Below are 17,134 nucleotides of genomic sequence, written 5' to 3'. Positions count from 1 at the left end.
TTCTATCAGGTAAAACGTGGAGCCCAGACCGAGAGTCGAACTCGGGACCTACGCATTACGAATGCGTTGCTCTACCAACTGAGCTATCTGGGCAGCAGTTCGCTCCATTGCCGGAACGAACGAGACGAATATATCGGCGCCGCTGGCCTGTCGCGTCGATCGGTTCAGTCGGCGAGCGGGTTCCGGCCGTTCCAGGTCCCCGTCGAGCCGTATGGCTCGAAGCGCGCGAATAACTCCTCGGCGTACCAGTCGCCGTCTCGCGTCTGTTCGATCACCTGCTGATGCCGCGGCATGGCGTACGCGTAGGTGCGCACCGCCTTGGCGGACTCCCAGAGGCTGAACGTCGCGAGCCGACCGACCGGTGCCTCACCGACGCCGACCACATCGATCAAGCCAGCAGCGGTGTGGAGTTCGGCGTCAACCTCTTTGCCCGCCGCAGCAAAGTCGCGCCACGAACGACGACGGACATCGGCACGAGTGATCACCGCAACCCGACCGGCCCGGTCGCCGTCGACCATGCCATCGAGGGGGTCAACGCCGCGCCACGTCCCGTGCCCGCCGAGCGCACGAAGGCGGACGGTGAAGTGCTCTTCCGCGCGCTGCCAGCGCCGAGGAATCCGATGTGATGCCAGAAAGTCGTCGAGGTGCTCCTCGCTCTCCCACACAGCAAAGAGTGCGGTCCGACGCAGGTCGGCGCCGGGGCCGGTGTCGTCACCGTTGCCGGTTCCCAGGAGCTTCCAGAACTTCAGACCCGGCACGCGTTGGAGTTGCGGCCGATCGGCGCCGAGTCGCGCCATGGCCAACAGCGCACGGCCTGGCCGCTCGCGAATCAGGTGGAAGGATGCAACGCGGGCCATGTGTCGGCCATGCTGTCAGCAATGGACTCGATCAGCACGTTTACGCCGACGATTGTCGACGTCATCATTGCTGTTGTTGTCGGCTACCTCGTCGGCTCCATCCCGGTGGCCAACCTTGTCGCCAAGCGTCGGGCCGCCGTCGATCTGCGGACGGTCGGTGACCGCAACCCAGGATTTTGGAACGCTCGCGAGACCCTCGGCAGGAAAGCCGCGATCCCGGTGTTCGTCGGCGATGTCGCCAAGGGTGTGGTTGCTGCCGGCATCGGCGTCCTGATTGCCGATGACGGAGTGTGGGGGATCGCGTATGTGGCGACCGGCGCAGCGATGATCGGCCACGCCTACCCCGTCTTTGCCAACTTCACAGGCGGCCGGAGCATCCTGACCTTCGTCGGCGGAGCAGCCGTCTTCGCTCCGGTGTCGGTGGCGATCTCGGTCGGTGTGCTCATCGTCGTCTTCGCGATCACCCGGTCGTTCGCTTGGGGATCACGAGCCGGGATGCTGGCCCTGCCGTTCGTGCACCTCGCGGTCGATGGTCCGTACCGGACCGCGGCGATGGGGGCATTGATGACGATCATCGGCATCCGATTCGCGATCGCCGCGCTCGACGACCGCCGTCAGGCGTAGGTGCGACCGCGCCAGCTGTGGGGCCCGCGACGGAAGATGCCGCGGGCAATCGTGACCGCGGCAGGGACGTCGGCGAGCGGGCTCAACCAGTACGCGACATCGACTCGCGAGTAGGCGGTGCGGGTGCCGGCCAGCGTGCCGAACCGCACCGCGAGCAGGACGACGTCGACAATGTCGGCCTTGCGCAGCACGAGGCGGGGGAGCGGAAGTGCCTGAGCGAGCAACACCACCGCGAGATCGAAGAGCTGGCGGCGTCGTGGCTCGACGCCGGGCAACGCCAGGGATCGACCCCAACCACGCCAGGTGTCGCGAAGCGACTCAAACATGCGGACTTCGAGCATCTCGCCCGCATCGAGAAACCCGACCCGAGCACCGTCGTGGGCCATACGGCGGGCGAGTGCAATGTCTTCGACCACCTCGCCGCGCACCGTCTGCATCGCGCCGCGTTCGAGAAACGAGTGGCGCGGCACCGCCATGCACTGGCCGTTGGCCATCGCCCGGTCGGGCGCCGTTACGACGCCCGGCGGCCCGAAGCGATAGACGAGCGTGGTCAACATCGCTGGATGCAGCCACCGGCTCCCAGGGGTCGGGCAGTCGAAACGCCCGCCCACGGTCAGCAGGTCAAGTTGTTCGGCCATGGCCCGGCTGACCAATGCCTGCGGAAGCCGAGGATCGGGATTCGTGTCCGCATCAAGCGTCACCACCCACTCGCCGCCCGCTGCCTCGATGCCCTGCTGCAAAGCCCACGCCTTGCCTGCCCATCCGTCAGGGAGCGGGGTCCCGGTGATGACAACAGCGCCGGCAGCGCGGGCAATGTCGGCAGTGTCGTCACTCGACTGGTCGTCAACCACCAGCACCTCGCCGACCCCCGGCGCACCGACCAACGCTGCAAGCACGGGTCCGATCCGTTGCGCTTCGTCACGTGCCGGAATCACCATGCTGATCGACTGCGCAGGTGTCATCGTCGGCCGCACCGGCGGAGCCGCAATCGCTGCTCGCGCCAGCCGGGCAATCGCGATGCCACCGGCCACGCAACGGGTGAGCAGGAACAGCCGACTCAGCAGTCGGCGGATGTGACGCGTCACCGGTGGTCCTGGTCAATCATCTCCGTCACGATGCGAGCACTTGTCGCGACGAGCGGCAGCCCGCCGCCGGGATGGCTCGAGCCGCCGACCAAGTACAGCCCTGCACGTGCGCCACGGTTTGCGGGTCGAGCAAACGCCGCGCGCTTGCCATTCGACGAGCTGCCGTAAATGGCGCCGCCCGGCGAGCGGTAGAGCCGCTCGATGTCCGCCGGGGTGATACGCGCCGAGAAGCTCATACGGCCGGCGAGATCGACCCCGTGTTCGCCAAGACGCCGGAGCACGAGATCGCGGTAGTCCTCGGTGTTGACCTCCGCACCGGGCGGCGTATTGACCAGGATGAACCAGTTCTCATCACCGGCAGGAGCCTGACTCGCGTCAGTCAGCGACGAGATGCAGGCGTAGATCGTCGGGTCATCGGCGAGTTGGCCCGCCTCGATCTGGCGGAACTCCTGCGCAGCATTGTTCGAGAAGAACACGTTGTGGTGACCGAGCGGAGCGCCGTCGATCGCCGGAGTTGCACCGCGCACGCCCAGGCACATCGCGAACCCGCTGGTCGAACGATCAGCCTTGCGAACCGTGCGCAGCGCAGCATCGTCAGGCAGCAAGTCGGCGTACAAGTGCTCGGCGTCGGTGTTCGCGATCACAACGTCAGCAGCCACCACGGAACCATCGACGAGTCGAATCCCCGTCACGCTGGTGCCGTCTTCGTTGATGCGTTCCACATCAGACGAAGTCTGAATATCCACGCCGACCTTGCCAGCAACGCGCACAAGTGCATCACAAAGTGCGCCAAGCCCACCCGTTGGATACCAGCAGCCATGCCCAGCCTCGACGTGTGGAATGCACGACAACGTGGCAGGCGCACGGCGCGGCGTCGAGCCCGAGTAGGTGGCGTAGCGGCCCAGCCACTGCTGCAGCTTGGGTTCGTCAAACAACGCCCGGGCGGCGTCGTTGAGCGAGCGCATGGCGTCGATCGTTCGCAGATCGTTCGCGGACTCCATCCGCGACAGCAGATCGAGCGGGTTCGACATTGGGCCGGCGAAGAACGTCCGCTCGGACACCTCCCAGATCCGCCGACCGTGCTCGTTGAGGTCGCGCCACGCCGCTCCTGCTCCCGCGAACGTTTCGAACGCTGCAGCGGTGGCGTCGTTGTCATCGTGGACAACGAGCCGTGCCCCGTCGCGCCAGAAGTAGCGGAACTGCGGATCGAGCCGGACGAGGTCGAGCTGTTCGTCCAGCGAAGTTCCGGCGAGCTGAAAGACGTCGTCGAACACCTGCGGCAACGTCAACAACGAGGGACCGATGTCGAACGTGAACCCGTCGCGTTCGAACACCGCCAGTTTGCCGCCGGCCTGTTCGTTGCGCTCAAAAACGGTGACGTCGTGGCCGGCCGCGCCGAGGCGAATCGCCGTACACAAGCCGCCAACACCGCCGCCGACGATGATTGCTTTCATCGCACCAACCTCCTGAAGATGGCCGTGACGGCCACCGGAACCATCGCCGCCCCGCCGACCGCAGCAACCACCGGGTCACGGAAGTATCGGGCGAACCCGACCGTCTCCATCGCCGCCATGTACCCGTACGTGCCAACGAGGTGCGGATCCGATGCAGCCCGCTCATTGGTCGCGTCCGCGGCGGGCAGCATTGCTTCGAGCATCGCCATCACGCCGAGACCCGTGATGAACCACCCGACAAAGTTGCTCAGCGGGATCCCGCGATACACACCGCGACGCGCCCACGCCCAATACCCCTCGCCGACCATCTGCGGGTCAAGGAACAGATCCCATGCGGTCATCGCTGCCGAACCGAGTGCAATGCGCTTGGCCATCGTCGACTGCTCGCCAAGCGCGGCATGAGCGGTCTCACGCGCCGGCAACGACATCGCGAACCACGCCATGGGAACAATGACCGGGACATGAGCAACCTGCGGCTGCAGCGCACCGGAGTACGCATATCGACCGAACGGCACCCCGGTGAGCGTGCCGAATCGCTCGACTGCAGCCGTTACCACCGCAGTCGTACCGGCAGCGGCACCCGCGCGGGCGGGACCCCAACGCCGCACGGCATTGACCGTCGTCGTGGCAAACAACCCGGTGACGACCACCGACGACAGGACCTTGCGCGCCAGACCGCGCTGCGGCAACAGCGGCGTCGCGATCATCGCCCCCACCGTCACCACACCGGCAACGGCCTCGGTCATATCAACCCACCTGCGCTCGGAGCTCACCGCACCGCCTCATGATCCGCGTGATTGGCGTCAACGACCAGTCTCATCGAAGCAGCTTGACGACCATTGCCGCCTTTTCGGTGGTGGACACACTGGCGCGAGAAGTGAACACGTCGTACTGCTGGGCCTCGATCTTGTCGAGAATGCGGCCGTAGAGGGTGAACGCCGCGCGAATGGCCTTCGCCGACCGATCCGGCAACATCGAGATGCCGATGTCGGCCGACTCATACAGCGCGCGGCAGCGCTCGATCTCGAACTGCATCAGCGCAATGAACTCGGGCGTGACTGCACGCTGGTTGAGGTCGGCGCCGAAGCGGTGGCTGTCCTCGAGAGGGATGTACTGGCGGCCCCGGTCGAGGTCCTCATCGACGTCACGCAAGAAGTTGGTGAGCTGAAAGGCATTGCCAAGATCGCGAGCGTGGGGCAGCGCCGTGTCGTAATCCGACGGTTCCAGAATTGGCAGCATCATCTCGCCGATCACTGCAGCCGATCCGTCCATGTAGACGAGCAGGTCGTCCCAGGTTTCATACGACTCGACGGTGAGGTCCATGGTCATCGACCTGAGGAACCGATCGAACGCCGTCGTGTCGATGTCGAAGGCACGCACCGTGTGTACGACCGCCTTGAGAACCGGATCCTCCGACTTGCCGGCAGCAAGATCGTCAAAGAACCGCTGCCCGAAATCGGCCAGCGTCGCCGCCCGCACTTCGGTCGGCACATCGCGCCCACCCTGCGAGGGAATCTCATCGACAATGTCATCGGCATACCGCGCGAAGGCGTACAACGCGTGCACGTGGTGCTGCTTGATCTTCGGGAGCACCTTGGTCGACCAGTAGTACGTGGTGCCGTGCCGCTTGTTGAACTCGCGGCACAGTTCGTAGCTCTCGTCCAACGTCACCGGGCCCGACGGCAGCAAGTGCGTCGTCGGCGTGGGCGGAGTGCGCTGGAACGGAAGTCGCATTGGTGCAAAGCGTAGGAGTTTCGAATGGGGTCAGACCCCATCCGTGACTATTTGCGCGCCGCCGCGTACTGGTCGACGCGTTCGGCAGCGAGCTTGCCGGACACCAGCACCATCGGCACACCGACGCCGGGAAGCGTCGACGAGCCAGTGAACACCAGGCCCGGCACCTTCTTCGTCACGTTGTTCGGCCGGAACGGCCCGGTCTGGAAGAACGTGTGCGCCAGGGCAAACGGTGTGCCCTGCTCCATACCCATGTCGCGCCAGTCCTGTGGGTCATAGACCTCTTCGGTGACGACGTCGGTCGGATAACCGAGCGACGCGACCTTGGCCCGCAACGAGTCCGTGATGGTGTCGCGCTCTTTCGACCAGTCGATCTTCCCGCTGAGGTTCGGTGTCGGCTCGAGCACGTAGAGGTTGCTGTGTCCCTCGGGCGCAAGCGTCGGGTCGTCGAGCGAGTGCAGGGTGACGAGAATCGACGGGTCAGGCATCCGGACCCCGTCATCGATCAGCGCCTTGAACGAACCGTTCCAGTCGTCACCGAAGTGGATGTTGTGGTGTGCCGCGTCCGGGGGCGGAGTCCCCTTCACGCCAGCCACCCACAGCAGACACGACGGGCTGTACTTTCCATTCAGAGCCTTTTTCGGGACGTCGACCCCATCGAGCAGTTCGCGGTAGGCCACCGGGAGATCAGGATTACAGACGACAGCATCAGCTTCGAGCAACTCGCCGCCTTCCTTGCCCACATCACCAAGGCGAACGCCGCGCACCGAACCGTCGGCGAACCGGACGATCTGGTTGACAGGAGACTCGTAGCGAATGGTGACCCCGGCCTGCTCAACCGCCTCGGCCAAGCCGACCGCCATCATGTGCATGCCGCCCTCGGGAACGAACACGCCCTGCACGGAATCCATATAGGTGATGACGGCGTAGATCGCGAGAGCCTCGTACGGGGCGAGACCCGCGTACATCGACTGGAAGCTGAAGATCTGCTGCAACCGCTCGTCGTCGAAGAACGATGCAACTTTCTTGTCGAGTTTGCCGAAACCACCGAGCTTGAGAATCGACAGCCCATCGCGCCACGGCTTGATCAGATCAAGCGGCGAATCAAGGTTGGTGTCGATGTAGGACCGCATCTCCGCGGTGTACAGCTTCTTGAGCCAGTCGGCGAACGCGCCAAACGCAGCAGCCTCCTTGTCGCCGGCAAAGCGGGCGATCTCTTCAGTCATGGCCTCACGGCCGTGCTTCACAAGCAGCGTCGAACCATCTGCGTAACAGGCGCGGTACATCGGATCGACCGGCTTGATCGTGATGTGATCAGCCATGTTCGCGCCCGCTGCCTGGAATGCCTCTTCAAGCAGATCGGGCATCGTGAGCACGGTCGGACCGTTGTCGAGGCGGAACCCATCGCGGATCACCATGCCGGCGCGCCCACCGGGCAACGCATCGCGCTCAACGATCGTCACATCGTGTCCGGCTTTGCTCAGATGTGCAGCAGCGGACAACCCGCCAAGCCCTGCTCCGATAACGACAACTTTCACGATGCTCCTTGGGCCGCAAGGACGACTTGGTGCCAGGCACCAAGTCGTCCTCAGGTGGTTCGTTGGCTGACGAATTCGGCCAGCTGGGTCAGTTCAGTTTTGGCGACCTGGGTGATCGGTGCAGTGTCGAGCGATGTGACAGCGGCCTCGGTCAGCGCGCTGATGTGGGCTTCGAGTTCATCGAGCCCGCCCGTGTCGATGATGACCTGTTGGATCTTGGCGACCGTGTCGGCATCGAGGTCAGGGTCACCGACGAGTTCGAGCACACGACGCTGAGCGTCGTCCGCGCGACGTGTTGCTCGAGCGAGCAGCGGCGTCGGCTTGCCCTCGAGCAGGTCGCCACCGACAGGCTTGCCGGTGACTGCCTCGTCGCCGAACGCGCCCATCACGTCGTCACGCATCTGGAAAGCGTCGCCCAACGGCAGGCCGTAGTTGCTCAGATGAGGCAGGAGCTCGTCGGCGTGCTCGGGCGCAGCAAGCACCGCACCCAAATGCAGCGGACGTTCGATCGTGTACTTCCCCGACTTGTAACGGCAGATGCGTTCGGACTTCACGACGTCGCGGGTTCGACTGACACCGCCGAGGATGTCGAGGTACTGCCCGATGTTGAGCTCGACGCGCAGCTCATTCCAAATTCTCGACGCTTCGAGCGTGGCTTCTTCGAGCAGCTGGTCGGCGTACACGAACGCCAAGTCACCGACCAGAATCGCAACACCCTCTCCAAACCGTCGGGACTCGCCCGCCCAGTCATTTGCAGCATGCTCCGCAGCTGCCACGGTGTGGGTGGTCGGTTGACCTCGACGGGAATCCGCATCGTCCATCACGTCGTCGTGGAACAGTGCGAAGGCATGCATCAGCTCGAAGGCGGCACCGGCATCGATGTCGATCTGGTCATTGTCGCCGCCACCTGCGCCGACATAGCCCCAGTGGCAAAATGCCGGACGGAGTCGCTTCCCACCGGACAGAACCAGGCGGCGGATCTCTTCGATCGGGTGGGCCAACTCGCTGTCGAAGCTCGCCCACCGGTCGCGCTCGGCAGCCAGAAACTCGTCGAGTCGAACGTCGACTCGAGCCGCCAGTTGCTTGAGTGACGCGGGGGCGCTCGACATGCCGACAGAGGTTACTGGCGCCCAGTGCGGCCCCACGGCGTTGTCGGAGAGGTTCCACCCGGCCGAGCGACTCGACGTTGGGGTATTACGGCGCGTCGAGGTCGGCGGTGACCTCTTCAATCTTGATCTGCGCATTGGAAATCTTGCCGCGACAGAGCGAGATGAGTTCTGACGCCCGCGACACACGCTCGGCCAGATGGTCGACATCGACATCGGAACCCTCCAACTCGCGCAAGATCGCATCGAGTTCGGTGAGCGCTGCGGCGTAGCCGGGTACTGGGGCGTCGGTCATGAGGAGTCCTCGTTGGTGGTGATGGTGGCGTCAACAGTGGGGACGGCTGCCGTGACCGTACTGGTGACGGTGCCGTCGATGAGCGTGGTGGTGACGATGTCGTCGGGGCCAATGTCGGCCACCGACCGGACGATGGCACCGGCTGCGTCGCGGGTGATGGTCCAGCCCCGCGCGATCTGTACGGCCGGATCGAGGCCCCCGACTCGTGCAGCCAACACGTCGAGGCGTTGGCCGGCCCGATCGAGAACATCGGTCGGCCGCTCGACGACCCTGAGCGCAACGCGGTCGAGTCGCTCGGTGGCACGTTCGAGCACCGCCGGGCCGCTGCGGCCCAGCCGATCGACTCGCATCGACAACCGCTCGTCGGCCCGCTCGACGGCGGCATGTGTGCGCCGGGCAATCCGGTGGCCGACCTCGGACAATTCGGTGCTGGCGTCAGTGAGCACGGCGGTGCTGCGTTGAAGAATTGCAGCGAACGTCTGCTCGGCGTTCGTCGTGTACGCGGCGACCCGTCCGAGGAGTTCCCCAGCGACCGCCGTGGGGGTCTTCAACGCCAGGTGCGCAACATCGTCAGCGACACTCCGGTCGACCTCGTGGCCCAAACCGGTCAGCACCGGCACCGGTGAGTTGGCGATCATCCGAGCGATCTTCTCGGAATCGAACACCGCGAGCTCGTTGCGGGCCCCGCCGCCGCGGATGACCACGATGACGTCGAGCGTGCCGAGCATCGCCAACCGCGCGATCCCCGCGGTGACCATGTTTTCGGCGAGATCCCCCTGGACCCGAACATCGGCCACGACGAGACGGAACCCGAACCCGCTGCGCGCGAGCTCGTCGTGGAAGTCATGCCAGGCAGCGGTGCCGACGCTCGTGACCACACCGACTCGAAGCGGCACCGGCGACATCGGACGTCGCTTGTTGGTGTCCATCAACCCCTCGGCGACAAGCCGCCGGACGACTTCGTCACGGGACTGTGCGATGTCGCCAATCGTGTACTTCGGGTCGAGGCTGGCCATCTTGAAGCCGAGCCGACCGCCCTGAGCCCAGAAGTCGAGGTGGCCGTGAATGCGCACCTTCATGCCGTTGCGCAGCTCAAGGCGGAACTTGCGCAGCATCGGCGCAAGGCGGGCCTTGGCCGGCGCGAACAACTGCACGTTCATGACGGCCTTGCCGTTGTCGCCGTCTTCGACCAGCGAGAAGTACGTGTGCGGCCCGCGATTCTGGAGTCCGCTGATCTCGCCGCGCACCCAAATGCCGTCGCGGAAACCGCGGCGAAGCTGATCGTTGATCGCCTCGGCCAACTCGCCCACCGTGTAGGTGGGGTCAGCGACTTCTTCGGGCATCTCGTCGCCGAAGTCGAACGCAGGCTGGCTCACAGTGCTCGATTCAATCAGGCACTGCGGCGCAGAGCGTTAACGACCGGGCAGTCAGGCGCCGAGTTGACGGATCGCGCCGTCGGCAGGGGTGTCGTTGTCGTCGATGTCACGGGGCAGTGCAAAGAGTTCGCCGTCGACTGGGAGGTTGCGTTCTTGGCGGATGCCGTCGAGTTCGCGTAGCGGCCGCTCGAGGGCACGTCGACGAGTGCCGGCCAAGGCCTCGAACTCCTTCTCGACGCCTTCGAAGCGCTTCTTCACCTTGTCGACCTGCTCGGAGTACTTGGTCCACTGGGTCCCGAACTTGCTGATCAACTGCAGGATCTCGTCGCTCGTCTGCTCGATCATGAAGTTGTCGAACGCCTGGCGGATGATGCCGATGAATGCAAACAGGGTGAGCGGTGAGCACATGACCACTTGCTGGCCCATGGCATCGTCGAGCAGCCCGGGATCGTGCTCGTGGATGAATCCCGTGAGCTGTTCGTTGGGAATGAACAGCAACACGTAGTCGACTGCCTGCTGATTGCCCACATTGCCGTAGTCACGCTTGGCCAGTTCCTTGACCCGCATTCGTACGTCACGCAAGAAGTTCTTGAGGTGGGCCTCGCGCTCGGCATCAGTGTGGGCTTCGAGGTACCGAACGTAGGAAGCCATCGGGAACTTCACGTCCATGTACAGGGCGTGACCCTTGGGCATGTTGAACGTGTAATCGGGTCGACCGGTCGCACCGTCGATCTGACCCTGCTTGGTGTAGTTGATGTTCTCGATGAACCCGGCCATGCGCAACACGTCTTCAGCCATGCGCTCGCCCCACTGACCACGCGCCTGCGGATTGGCGATGGCAGTGCGCAATGCCTGGGCTGACTCGGCGACCGCTGCAGCCACATCGGCATGCGCCTTGAGCGAAGTTTCGACCTGCCCGAACTTCTCGGCATTTGTGCGACCCAGCGCATTGACCATGTCGGTCAACTTGGTGAGCTCGCTGCGCATCTCGCCGTGCACCTGATCGAGCCGCTCGTCGATGACGTCTTTCTTCGACGCCAGATCGGCGCTGGCGTGCTGCTGTACCTGCGATGCCTTGGCCCCCAACTGCTCACGCTGAAGCACAGCGCTCTGCTCGAGCGCGGCACTGACCGCAGCGTCTCGTTCCGCGCTCGCCTGATCGCGCACCGCTGCGACAGCGCTCTGCACCGCAGTGTCGATTGAAAGCTGCAGCGACTCGTTGGAGAGCGACTGTGCGCCCAGCTCGTCGGCGAGGTTCGACGCAGCTTGCTGCTCGGCACGCCGCAGCGCGAAGAAATACGCCGCAGCAGCAGCGCACCCGGCCAACACGAGGCCGAGAAGGACAACGACGATCAACATGGAGCCCACGGTAGAGATTGGGTGTCACAGAGTTCGCGGATGGGCCGTGACCAGGGATGATCCGCACAGCAACCCCGCCAGAAGGGTCTGGCATCGACGCCGTCTCGACGGCGGGGCAATAGCCTCAACAACAATGCCGTACCAGGAGCCCGAGTTTCTTCCGTGGGACGGTCGTCGCGTGCCGATCACCTTCGTCGCCGGATATCTCGGTGCGGGCAAGACCACTGCGATCAACGAGCTCTTGGCGGTGACCGATCGCCCGATTGCCGTCTTGGTCAACGACGTCGGCGAAATCAACATCGATGCAGCGCTGATCGCCCGCCGTCACGGCGACACCGTGGAACTCACCGATGGATGCGTGTGTTGCAGTCTCATCGACGGCTTCGGCGCAGCGTTCGACCAGCTCCGAGCACGTGACACCCCTCCCGACCATGTCATCGTCGAACTGAGCGGCGTCGCCGACCCAGACCGGATGACCCCGTGGGGGAACTCCGCCGGGTTCATGCTCGACGGCGTCGTGGTCGTCGTCGCCGCGGATCAGCTCCTCACCGACGATCAGCCAGCACGAGTGACCGACGCAATCGAGTCGCAGATCGCCAAAGCTGATCTGATCGTGCTCACCAAAACCGACTTGATCGATGATGAACAACGCTCGCTCGTCGATGCCAGATTGGGCGACCTCGGAGACGACACGCCGGTCTTTGTCGTCGGCGCGAGCGACCCTGCCATCGGCAGATTTCTGGCGCTCGGGGGGCGGCGACCGGACGGGGTTGCAGCCACCGCCACGCCCAGCCTCTTCGACGCCCACACCGTCACGACGCTCGAGTTCGGGCCGTTCGAATCGGTCGGGGCCATCGATGCCGCGTTGCAGCAGACCTTGGACGACAACGTCGGGACGGTCATGCGGGCCAAAGGCATCGTTGCCACCCATGACGAGCAACTGCATCTCGTCCAAGTCGTCGGTCGGCGCCGCGAGATCACCCCGCTCCCCATGTCCGAGTTCGCAGCACCCACCCCGCTGACAGTCATCGCGCTCAACTGACTGACCCTCTGACCCTGCCTCAGACGGTCAGGTGCGGGTCAGGAGCGCTTTGTGCGGCGCGGCAGCATCGACTTCGGCAGGCGCAACGTGACCACACTGATCGCGAGAATCACCGGATAGATCTCGAGTCGACCAAGCAACATCTGTCCAATCGCAATCAAACGACCCTCGCGTGGGATGACCAAGAAGTCCCCGGTGTGGTCGAGCGCACCGAGACCCGGCCCGACGTTGCCGAGCGACGTCGCCGATGCCGAAAACGACGTGATGAGGTCCGGGCCGGTGGCTGCGATCGCAAACGATCCACCACCGAAGATCACCAGCGCGAGGATCAGGAACCCGACAACCTTGCCGGCCACATCATCGGACAGCATCGCGTTGCCGACACGAACAGGACGCACCAGTTTCGGATGCAGATGCTTGAGCGCCTCGCGGTGCGCAAAGCTCGACACCGCCATGATGCGGAGAATCTTGATACCGCCGGCCGTGGAGCCTGCCATCGCTCCCAGTGGCAACGCGATGAGCAGCAGAGACTGCGCAGTCTCGCTCCACAAGCCGTACTCGGTCGCGACGTACCCGGTCGTCGTGACCGTCGATGACACCGTGAACAACGCATCGCGGAAACCAGTCGACTGGCTTCCACCGTTCCCTGCCGTAATGAACGCCCACAGCGTCATCGCGCCGACCATGAACAAATACACGCGGAACTCAGTCGACCGCAGCAGCGGCTTGACGTTGCCTCGCAACGCACGCCAGTACAACGTGAAGCTGCCACCGGCAAGCATCATGCCGACGATGCAGATCCATTCGAGCGTCGCTGACTCGAAGTGGCCGAACGACCCCTGATACGGAGAGAATCCGCCCGTCGACACCGTCGTAAAGGAGTGACTCACCGCGTCATAGAGACTCATGCCGGCAACGAAGTACGCCGTCGCCATCAGTGCCGTGAAGCCGAGGTACACCGCCCACAGCCGTCGAGCGGTTTCACGCACGCGCGGCGTGAGGCGTTCACCCGTCGGACCCGGAGCCTCGGCTTCGAGCAGGCTCATGCCGCCAGAACCGACCGTGGGCAGCACGGCAACGACCAACACGATGACGCCCATACCGCCCATCCACTGCGTCATCGACCGCCAGAAAAGCAGACCCTTCGACGTCGCCTCAATGTCGGCGGTGACCGTTGCACCCGTCGTGGTGAACCCGGACATCGCTTCGAACAAGGCATCGTCGATGCGGGTGAAGTGACCGGTGACGAGGTAGGGGATCGCGCCGACCGCGGCGATAGTCACCCAGGCGATCGTGACGGTGGTGAAGACGTCAAGTACCCGAATCTGACTGGGAACCACCGTGGTCCGCCACAACACAGAACCGACGATCCAGGTGACCAGTCCCGTGAGCAACAACGCAGCCACATCGGGGCCACCATCGATCAGATCGACCATGCCGGACACCGCAATACCGATGCCGACGACTGCGACGGTCAGGCCGAGGACATTCAGTGCGAGGGACGGCCGACGTCGCTCGGTCAGTAACCGTTCGCCGCGCGCGCCAAAGATCGACGCCCGTGGGTTTGACGCCGCGCGCAAGTCTGGATGGTGCAGGCGCCGACCATGGTCCGACCCCGGTGCCGATGGCACGTTGGTCACGTGGTGAACACCTTGCGCAGGGCGGGCAGCGACTCTGGCCGAGCGAACACCACGACATTGTCGCCGGCGTTGAGCACCGTGTACCCACGAATGATCCGACCCGGCTCTCCCGGCCGAATCACCGCACCCAGCACGATCGAGTGCGGCAGGTGCAGCTCGGAGACCACGGCGCCGTCCGCCTCGGAGCCGACCTCGATCTCAATTTCGTCAACCTCGATATCACTTTCGAGGAACGTCGCCACCGATGCCGTTCCGCCACGCACATGCCGCAACACCGCATTGGCCGACGCAGTGCGCGGGCTGAGCGCAGCGTCGATGCCGAACTGACGGACGAGCGGAAGCAAGCTCAGGCGATGGATGACCGCGACCGTGAAGGTGTCGCGACCGCTGGCCGCGAACGCGCATGCCAGCACGTTGGCGGCGTCGTCACCCGTCGCAGCAATGACAAGATCCTTGTCGCTGATCGACTCCTCGCTCAGCATGTCGGTGTCTTCGATGTCGCCCCGCACCACGGTGATCCGCGGGAGCCTCTCGGAGAGCACGCGGGCGCGGTCAAGGTCGTGCTCGACCAACACGACATCAGCGCCCGCGATTTCCAGCCGCTCGGCCACACGTGAACCGACGGCCCCGCCACCAAGCACCATCACCCGCTTGGCACGACGGTGAGACGCGCCGAGCAGCTCGAGGATCTTGTTGCGGTCTTGGCGACTGGTGAGCACGCGCACGTGGTCGCCGGCCTCAAGTCGTTGATCGCCGCGCGGGATCACTGTTTCGCCGCCGCGAGTCAGCGCTCCGAACAGGAAGCTCCAGTCGGGCTCAAAGCTTGCACCGATCTCCGCGAGGGTGCTGCCGGCAAGCGCAGAGCCTTCGCCAATGGTGCAGCCGAGGACGATGAGGTCGCCACCCGACATCTGGTACACCTCGTCGGCACCGGATGCCTCGGTGAGTTCCATGATCTCATCGGCGGTGTCGGCGTCGGGGTCGATGACGACGTCGGCGCGCATTGCCTCGCGCAGCGGCGCCCCGGATTCGCCGCGCAGTTCCTCGGTCTGAATGCGGACCACGGTCTGCGGTACGCCCGCCTCTTTCGCAAGCAGCGAGGCGATCAAGTTGACCTCGTCGTTCTGCGTGACGCCGGCGAGGAGGTCGGCGCGATCGATCCGCGCGGCCTGCAGCGTTGACGGCAACGTGGCGCTGCCGATGACAACCTGCACGTCAAGTTCGGCACCGATCGCCGAGGCAATCGCCTCGTTCTGTTCGATGACGACTACATCGTGACCCTCGGCGCCGAGTCGCTGCGCGAGATACCAACCGACTTCGCCGGCACCGACGATGACTACATGCATGGCCTCAGCCTGCCTGATCGAAGAGCACTCAGGGGGACATTCCCGCGAAGACCATGGAAGAACACCATGGAAGGAGGATCCCGAATGGTCGGTTCAGGCGGGGACAACGGCTGAGTCGAGCAGGACTCGAGAAGCCGTGCGCAACGCCTCGGTGGCCGGAGTATCAGCAAATCCGGCGACGGCATCTTCGGCCCGCTGCACGTATTCGCGAGCAGTTGCCATCGCCGATGCGACACCTTCGTTCGAGCGGACGATCGTCAACGCTCTCTGCTGCTGAGCGTCGTCGAGCGGTGAGCCGAGCAGATCTGCGAGCTCGTCGGCCGCGGTGCTGTTGGTGGCCAAGGTGCGGAGCACGGGCAAGGTGTAGACGCCCTCAACCATGTCATGACCAGCGGGCTTGCCCAGCTGTTCATCGGTCGCGGTGACGTCAAGGATGTCGTCGACAATCTGGAAGACCATGCCGTAGGCGTTGCCAAAATCGGTCAGCGCATCGATGGTCACCCGGTCGTGCCCGGCGACGATGCCGCCAATGCGGGCAGCAGTGCCATAGAGCGAAGCGGTCTTGCCGTGGATCGAGGTGAAGTACGACGGCTCCGGACGGCTGACGTCATACGTGTGGCGCAACTCCGCGATTTGGCCTTCGCACAACCACCCGATGGTGCGCGCCAGTAGGCCAGCAACTTCGGTGCCCAGCGACGCTGCGATTTCAGAGGCACGCGAGAGCAGAAAGTCGCCGGCGAGGATGGCTTGCAGGTTGCCCCACTTGGCATTGACCGTCTCGACGCCACGACGCGTGTCGGCCTCATCCATCACGTCGTCGTGATACAGCGACCCGAGGTGGACGAGCTCACAGGAGACACCGCCTCGAACCGCATCTTCAGAGGCAACCACGCCGTTGATCTGGGCAGCGGCAACAGCGAGCACCGGACGTAAGCGCTTCCCGCCCGCCACGATGAGATGCGAGGCGATTTCGTTGAGATACGAGTCGGGCGTATGCACGGATTCGTGCATCGCTTTCTCGATCCGTTTGCGGTCGACATCCATTGCCGGCAGCGCAAGCAGCGGCGACGTGATGTTCTGCGGCTCTGACACGTCGTGCAGGTTACCGAGCGCGCGGGGAGTCAGCGATTTGTGCCGAACGCGTGTGGATCTTGCGCACAGACTGCGCAACCTCCACATGCCTTGACCTTGGCGGCCAGAACATCAGGGAAGCGATCTCAGGAAAGCGATCTCAGGGGAGTTGGTCGAGCCAGGCGGTGACCCGCTTCTTGTTCACACCGAGGTCGCTCTTGCCGAGCCGTGATCGCGAGAACACCGCCAAGGTGCTGGTGTCCGCATCGATCTCGATGAATTTGACCGAGATGTAGTCGGGAAATGCGAACAGCGCAGACGTTTGGACGTAGGTGACGAAACCACTCTCGGGTGAGCCGCCCACCACATCGACGCTCCCGCTCTCGCGAGCGACCCGGTCAAACGCCGCCGCAAGATCCTGTGTCGATGTCTCGAAAACTGGAGCCGCCCCATCAGCATCGACATCGGAACCAGCCGGCACGACCCGAGACGAGTTCGGTGTCGAAGGCGTCGGCGCGGTGAGCGGATCGACGTGCCACACACCGGCATCGTGGTCGAGCCGTCGAATCATGACCGCAGCGATGACGACGACAGCGGCGAGTACTCC

Annotated in this window: 16 protein-coding genes and 1 tRNA gene; 2 read left to right on the top strand and 15 right to left on the bottom strand. The window is 64.4% G+C overall.

Going from position 1 to position 17,134, the window contains the following annotated elements; all coding sequences use genetic code 11:
• Window positions 1-17: 17 nt before the first annotated feature.
• Window positions 18-93 (bottom strand) — tRNA-Thr (locus tag ACH2DW_RS13535).
• Window positions 94-164: 71 nt separating this feature from the next.
• On the bottom strand, window positions 165-857 hold the full coding sequence (locus tag ACH2DW_RS13530) for a spheroidene monooxygenase (protein ID WP_394930274.1): 693 nt from the start codon (window positions 855-857) through the stop codon (window positions 165-167).
• A 21-nt stretch (window positions 858-878) separates the two neighbouring features.
• Between ACH2DW_RS13530 and ACH2DW_RS13525 the strand changes: the two genes are divergently transcribed.
• A complete protein-coding gene (locus ACH2DW_RS13525; RefSeq protein WP_394930273.1) occupies window positions 879-1,481 on the top strand; it encodes a glycerol-3-phosphate acyltransferase in 603 nt (200 codons plus the stop codon).
• Here ACH2DW_RS13525 and ACH2DW_RS13520 read toward each other — a convergent pair.
• The 9 genes from ACH2DW_RS13520 to ACH2DW_RS13480 form a co-directional block, all read right to left on the bottom strand.
• Window positions 1,472-2,566: a glycosyltransferase gene (locus ACH2DW_RS13520; protein ID WP_394930272.1), complete on the bottom strand. Its 1,095-nt coding sequence runs from the start codon at window positions 2,564-2,566 to the stop codon at window positions 1,472-1,474. The two genes, ACH2DW_RS13525 and ACH2DW_RS13520, sit on opposite strands and share 10 nt — an antisense overlap.
• Window positions 2,563-4,020 (bottom strand): phytoene desaturase family protein, encoded by a 1,458-nt coding sequence (locus ACH2DW_RS13515; RefSeq protein WP_394930271.1) that lies wholly within the window; start codon window positions 4,018-4,020, stop codon window positions 2,563-2,565. The genes ACH2DW_RS13520 and ACH2DW_RS13515 overlap by 4 nt, the downstream gene beginning before the upstream one ends.
• Window positions 4,017-4,766: a carotenoid biosynthesis protein gene (locus tag ACH2DW_RS13510; protein ID WP_394930270.1), complete on the bottom strand. Its 750-nt coding sequence runs from the start codon at window positions 4,764-4,766 to the stop codon at window positions 4,017-4,019. Before ACH2DW_RS13510 ends, ACH2DW_RS13515 begins: the two co-directional genes overlap by 4 nt.
• 70 nt (window positions 4,767-4,836) lie before the next feature.
• Window positions 4,837-5,754, bottom strand: coding sequence for a phytoene/squalene synthase family protein (locus ACH2DW_RS13505; RefSeq protein WP_394930269.1), 918 nt, complete (start codon window positions 5,752-5,754; stop codon window positions 4,837-4,839).
• A 47-nt stretch (window positions 5,755-5,801) separates the two neighbouring features.
• The gene (gene crtI, locus ACH2DW_RS13500; protein WP_394930268.1) at window positions 5,802-7,292 is read right to left on the bottom strand and encodes a phytoene desaturase family protein; all 1,491 of its coding nucleotides are present in this window, start codon (window positions 7,290-7,292) and stop codon (window positions 5,802-5,804) included.
• Window positions 7,293-7,342: 50 nt separating this feature from the next.
• Window positions 7,343-8,401 carry a polyprenyl synthetase family protein gene (locus ACH2DW_RS13495; protein ID WP_394930267.1) on the bottom strand — a complete coding sequence of 353 codons (1,059 nt, stop codon included), beginning with the start codon at window positions 8,399-8,401 and terminating at the stop codon, window positions 7,343-7,345.
• Window positions 8,402-8,486: 85 nt separating this feature from the next.
• Complete coding sequence (gene xseB / locus ACH2DW_RS13490) at window positions 8,487-8,693, bottom strand: exodeoxyribonuclease VII small subunit (RefSeq protein ID WP_394930266.1); 207 nt, start codon at window positions 8,691-8,693, stop codon at window positions 8,487-8,489.
• On the bottom strand, window positions 8,690-10,069 hold the full coding sequence (xseA, locus tag ACH2DW_RS13485; RefSeq protein WP_394930265.1) for an exodeoxyribonuclease VII large subunit: 1,380 nt from the start codon (window positions 10,067-10,069) through the stop codon (window positions 8,690-8,692). The genes xseB and xseA overlap by 4 nt, the downstream gene beginning before the upstream one ends.
• 51 nt (window positions 10,070-10,120) lie before the next feature.
• Complete coding sequence (locus ACH2DW_RS13480; protein ID WP_394930264.1) at window positions 10,121-11,428, bottom strand: DNA recombination protein RmuC; 1,308 nt, start codon at window positions 11,426-11,428, stop codon at window positions 10,121-10,123.
• Window positions 11,429-11,561: 133 nt separating this feature from the next.
• On the opposite strand from ACH2DW_RS13480, the gene ACH2DW_RS13475 reads away from it, so the two are divergent.
• Window positions 11,562-12,470 carry a CobW family GTP-binding protein gene (locus ACH2DW_RS13475; RefSeq protein ID WP_394930263.1) on the top strand — a complete coding sequence of 303 codons (909 nt, stop codon included), beginning with the start codon at window positions 11,562-11,564 and terminating at the stop codon, window positions 12,468-12,470.
• 38 nt (window positions 12,471-12,508) lie between these two features.
• Here the strand turns inward: ACH2DW_RS13475 and ACH2DW_RS13470 are convergent, their stop codons facing one another.
• From ACH2DW_RS13470 to ACH2DW_RS13455, 4 genes are all read right to left on the bottom strand, one after another.
• Window positions 12,509-14,050 carry a TrkH family potassium uptake protein gene (locus tag ACH2DW_RS13470; RefSeq protein WP_394930262.1) on the bottom strand — a complete coding sequence of 514 codons (1,542 nt, stop codon included), beginning with the start codon at window positions 14,048-14,050 and terminating at the stop codon, window positions 12,509-12,511.
• Between the two features lie 56 nt (window positions 14,051-14,106).
• Entirely contained in the window at window positions 14,107-15,456 is a 1,350-nt protein-coding gene (trkA, locus tag ACH2DW_RS13465; protein WP_394930261.1) for a Trk system potassium transporter TrkA, read from the bottom strand.
• 93 nt (window positions 15,457-15,549) lie between these two features.
• Window positions 15,550-16,548, bottom strand: a complete 999-nt coding sequence (locus ACH2DW_RS13460; RefSeq protein ID WP_394930260.1) for a polyprenyl synthetase family protein — start codon at window positions 16,546-16,548, stop codon at window positions 15,550-15,552.
• Between the two features lie 139 nt (window positions 16,549-16,687).
• Window positions 16,688-17,134 (bottom strand): DUF1499 domain-containing protein (locus ACH2DW_RS13455; protein WP_394930259.1); only part of this gene is annotated, 447 nt, incomplete at its 5' end.

It is taken from the genome of uncultured Ilumatobacter sp. (genome assembly GCF_963980585.1).
GTDB lineage: Bacteria > Actinomycetota > Acidimicrobiia > Acidimicrobiales > Ilumatobacteraceae > Ilumatobacter_A.
Note: the sequence above shows the minus strand (reverse complement) of the source record. Positions and strands in the feature narration are given on the sequence as shown.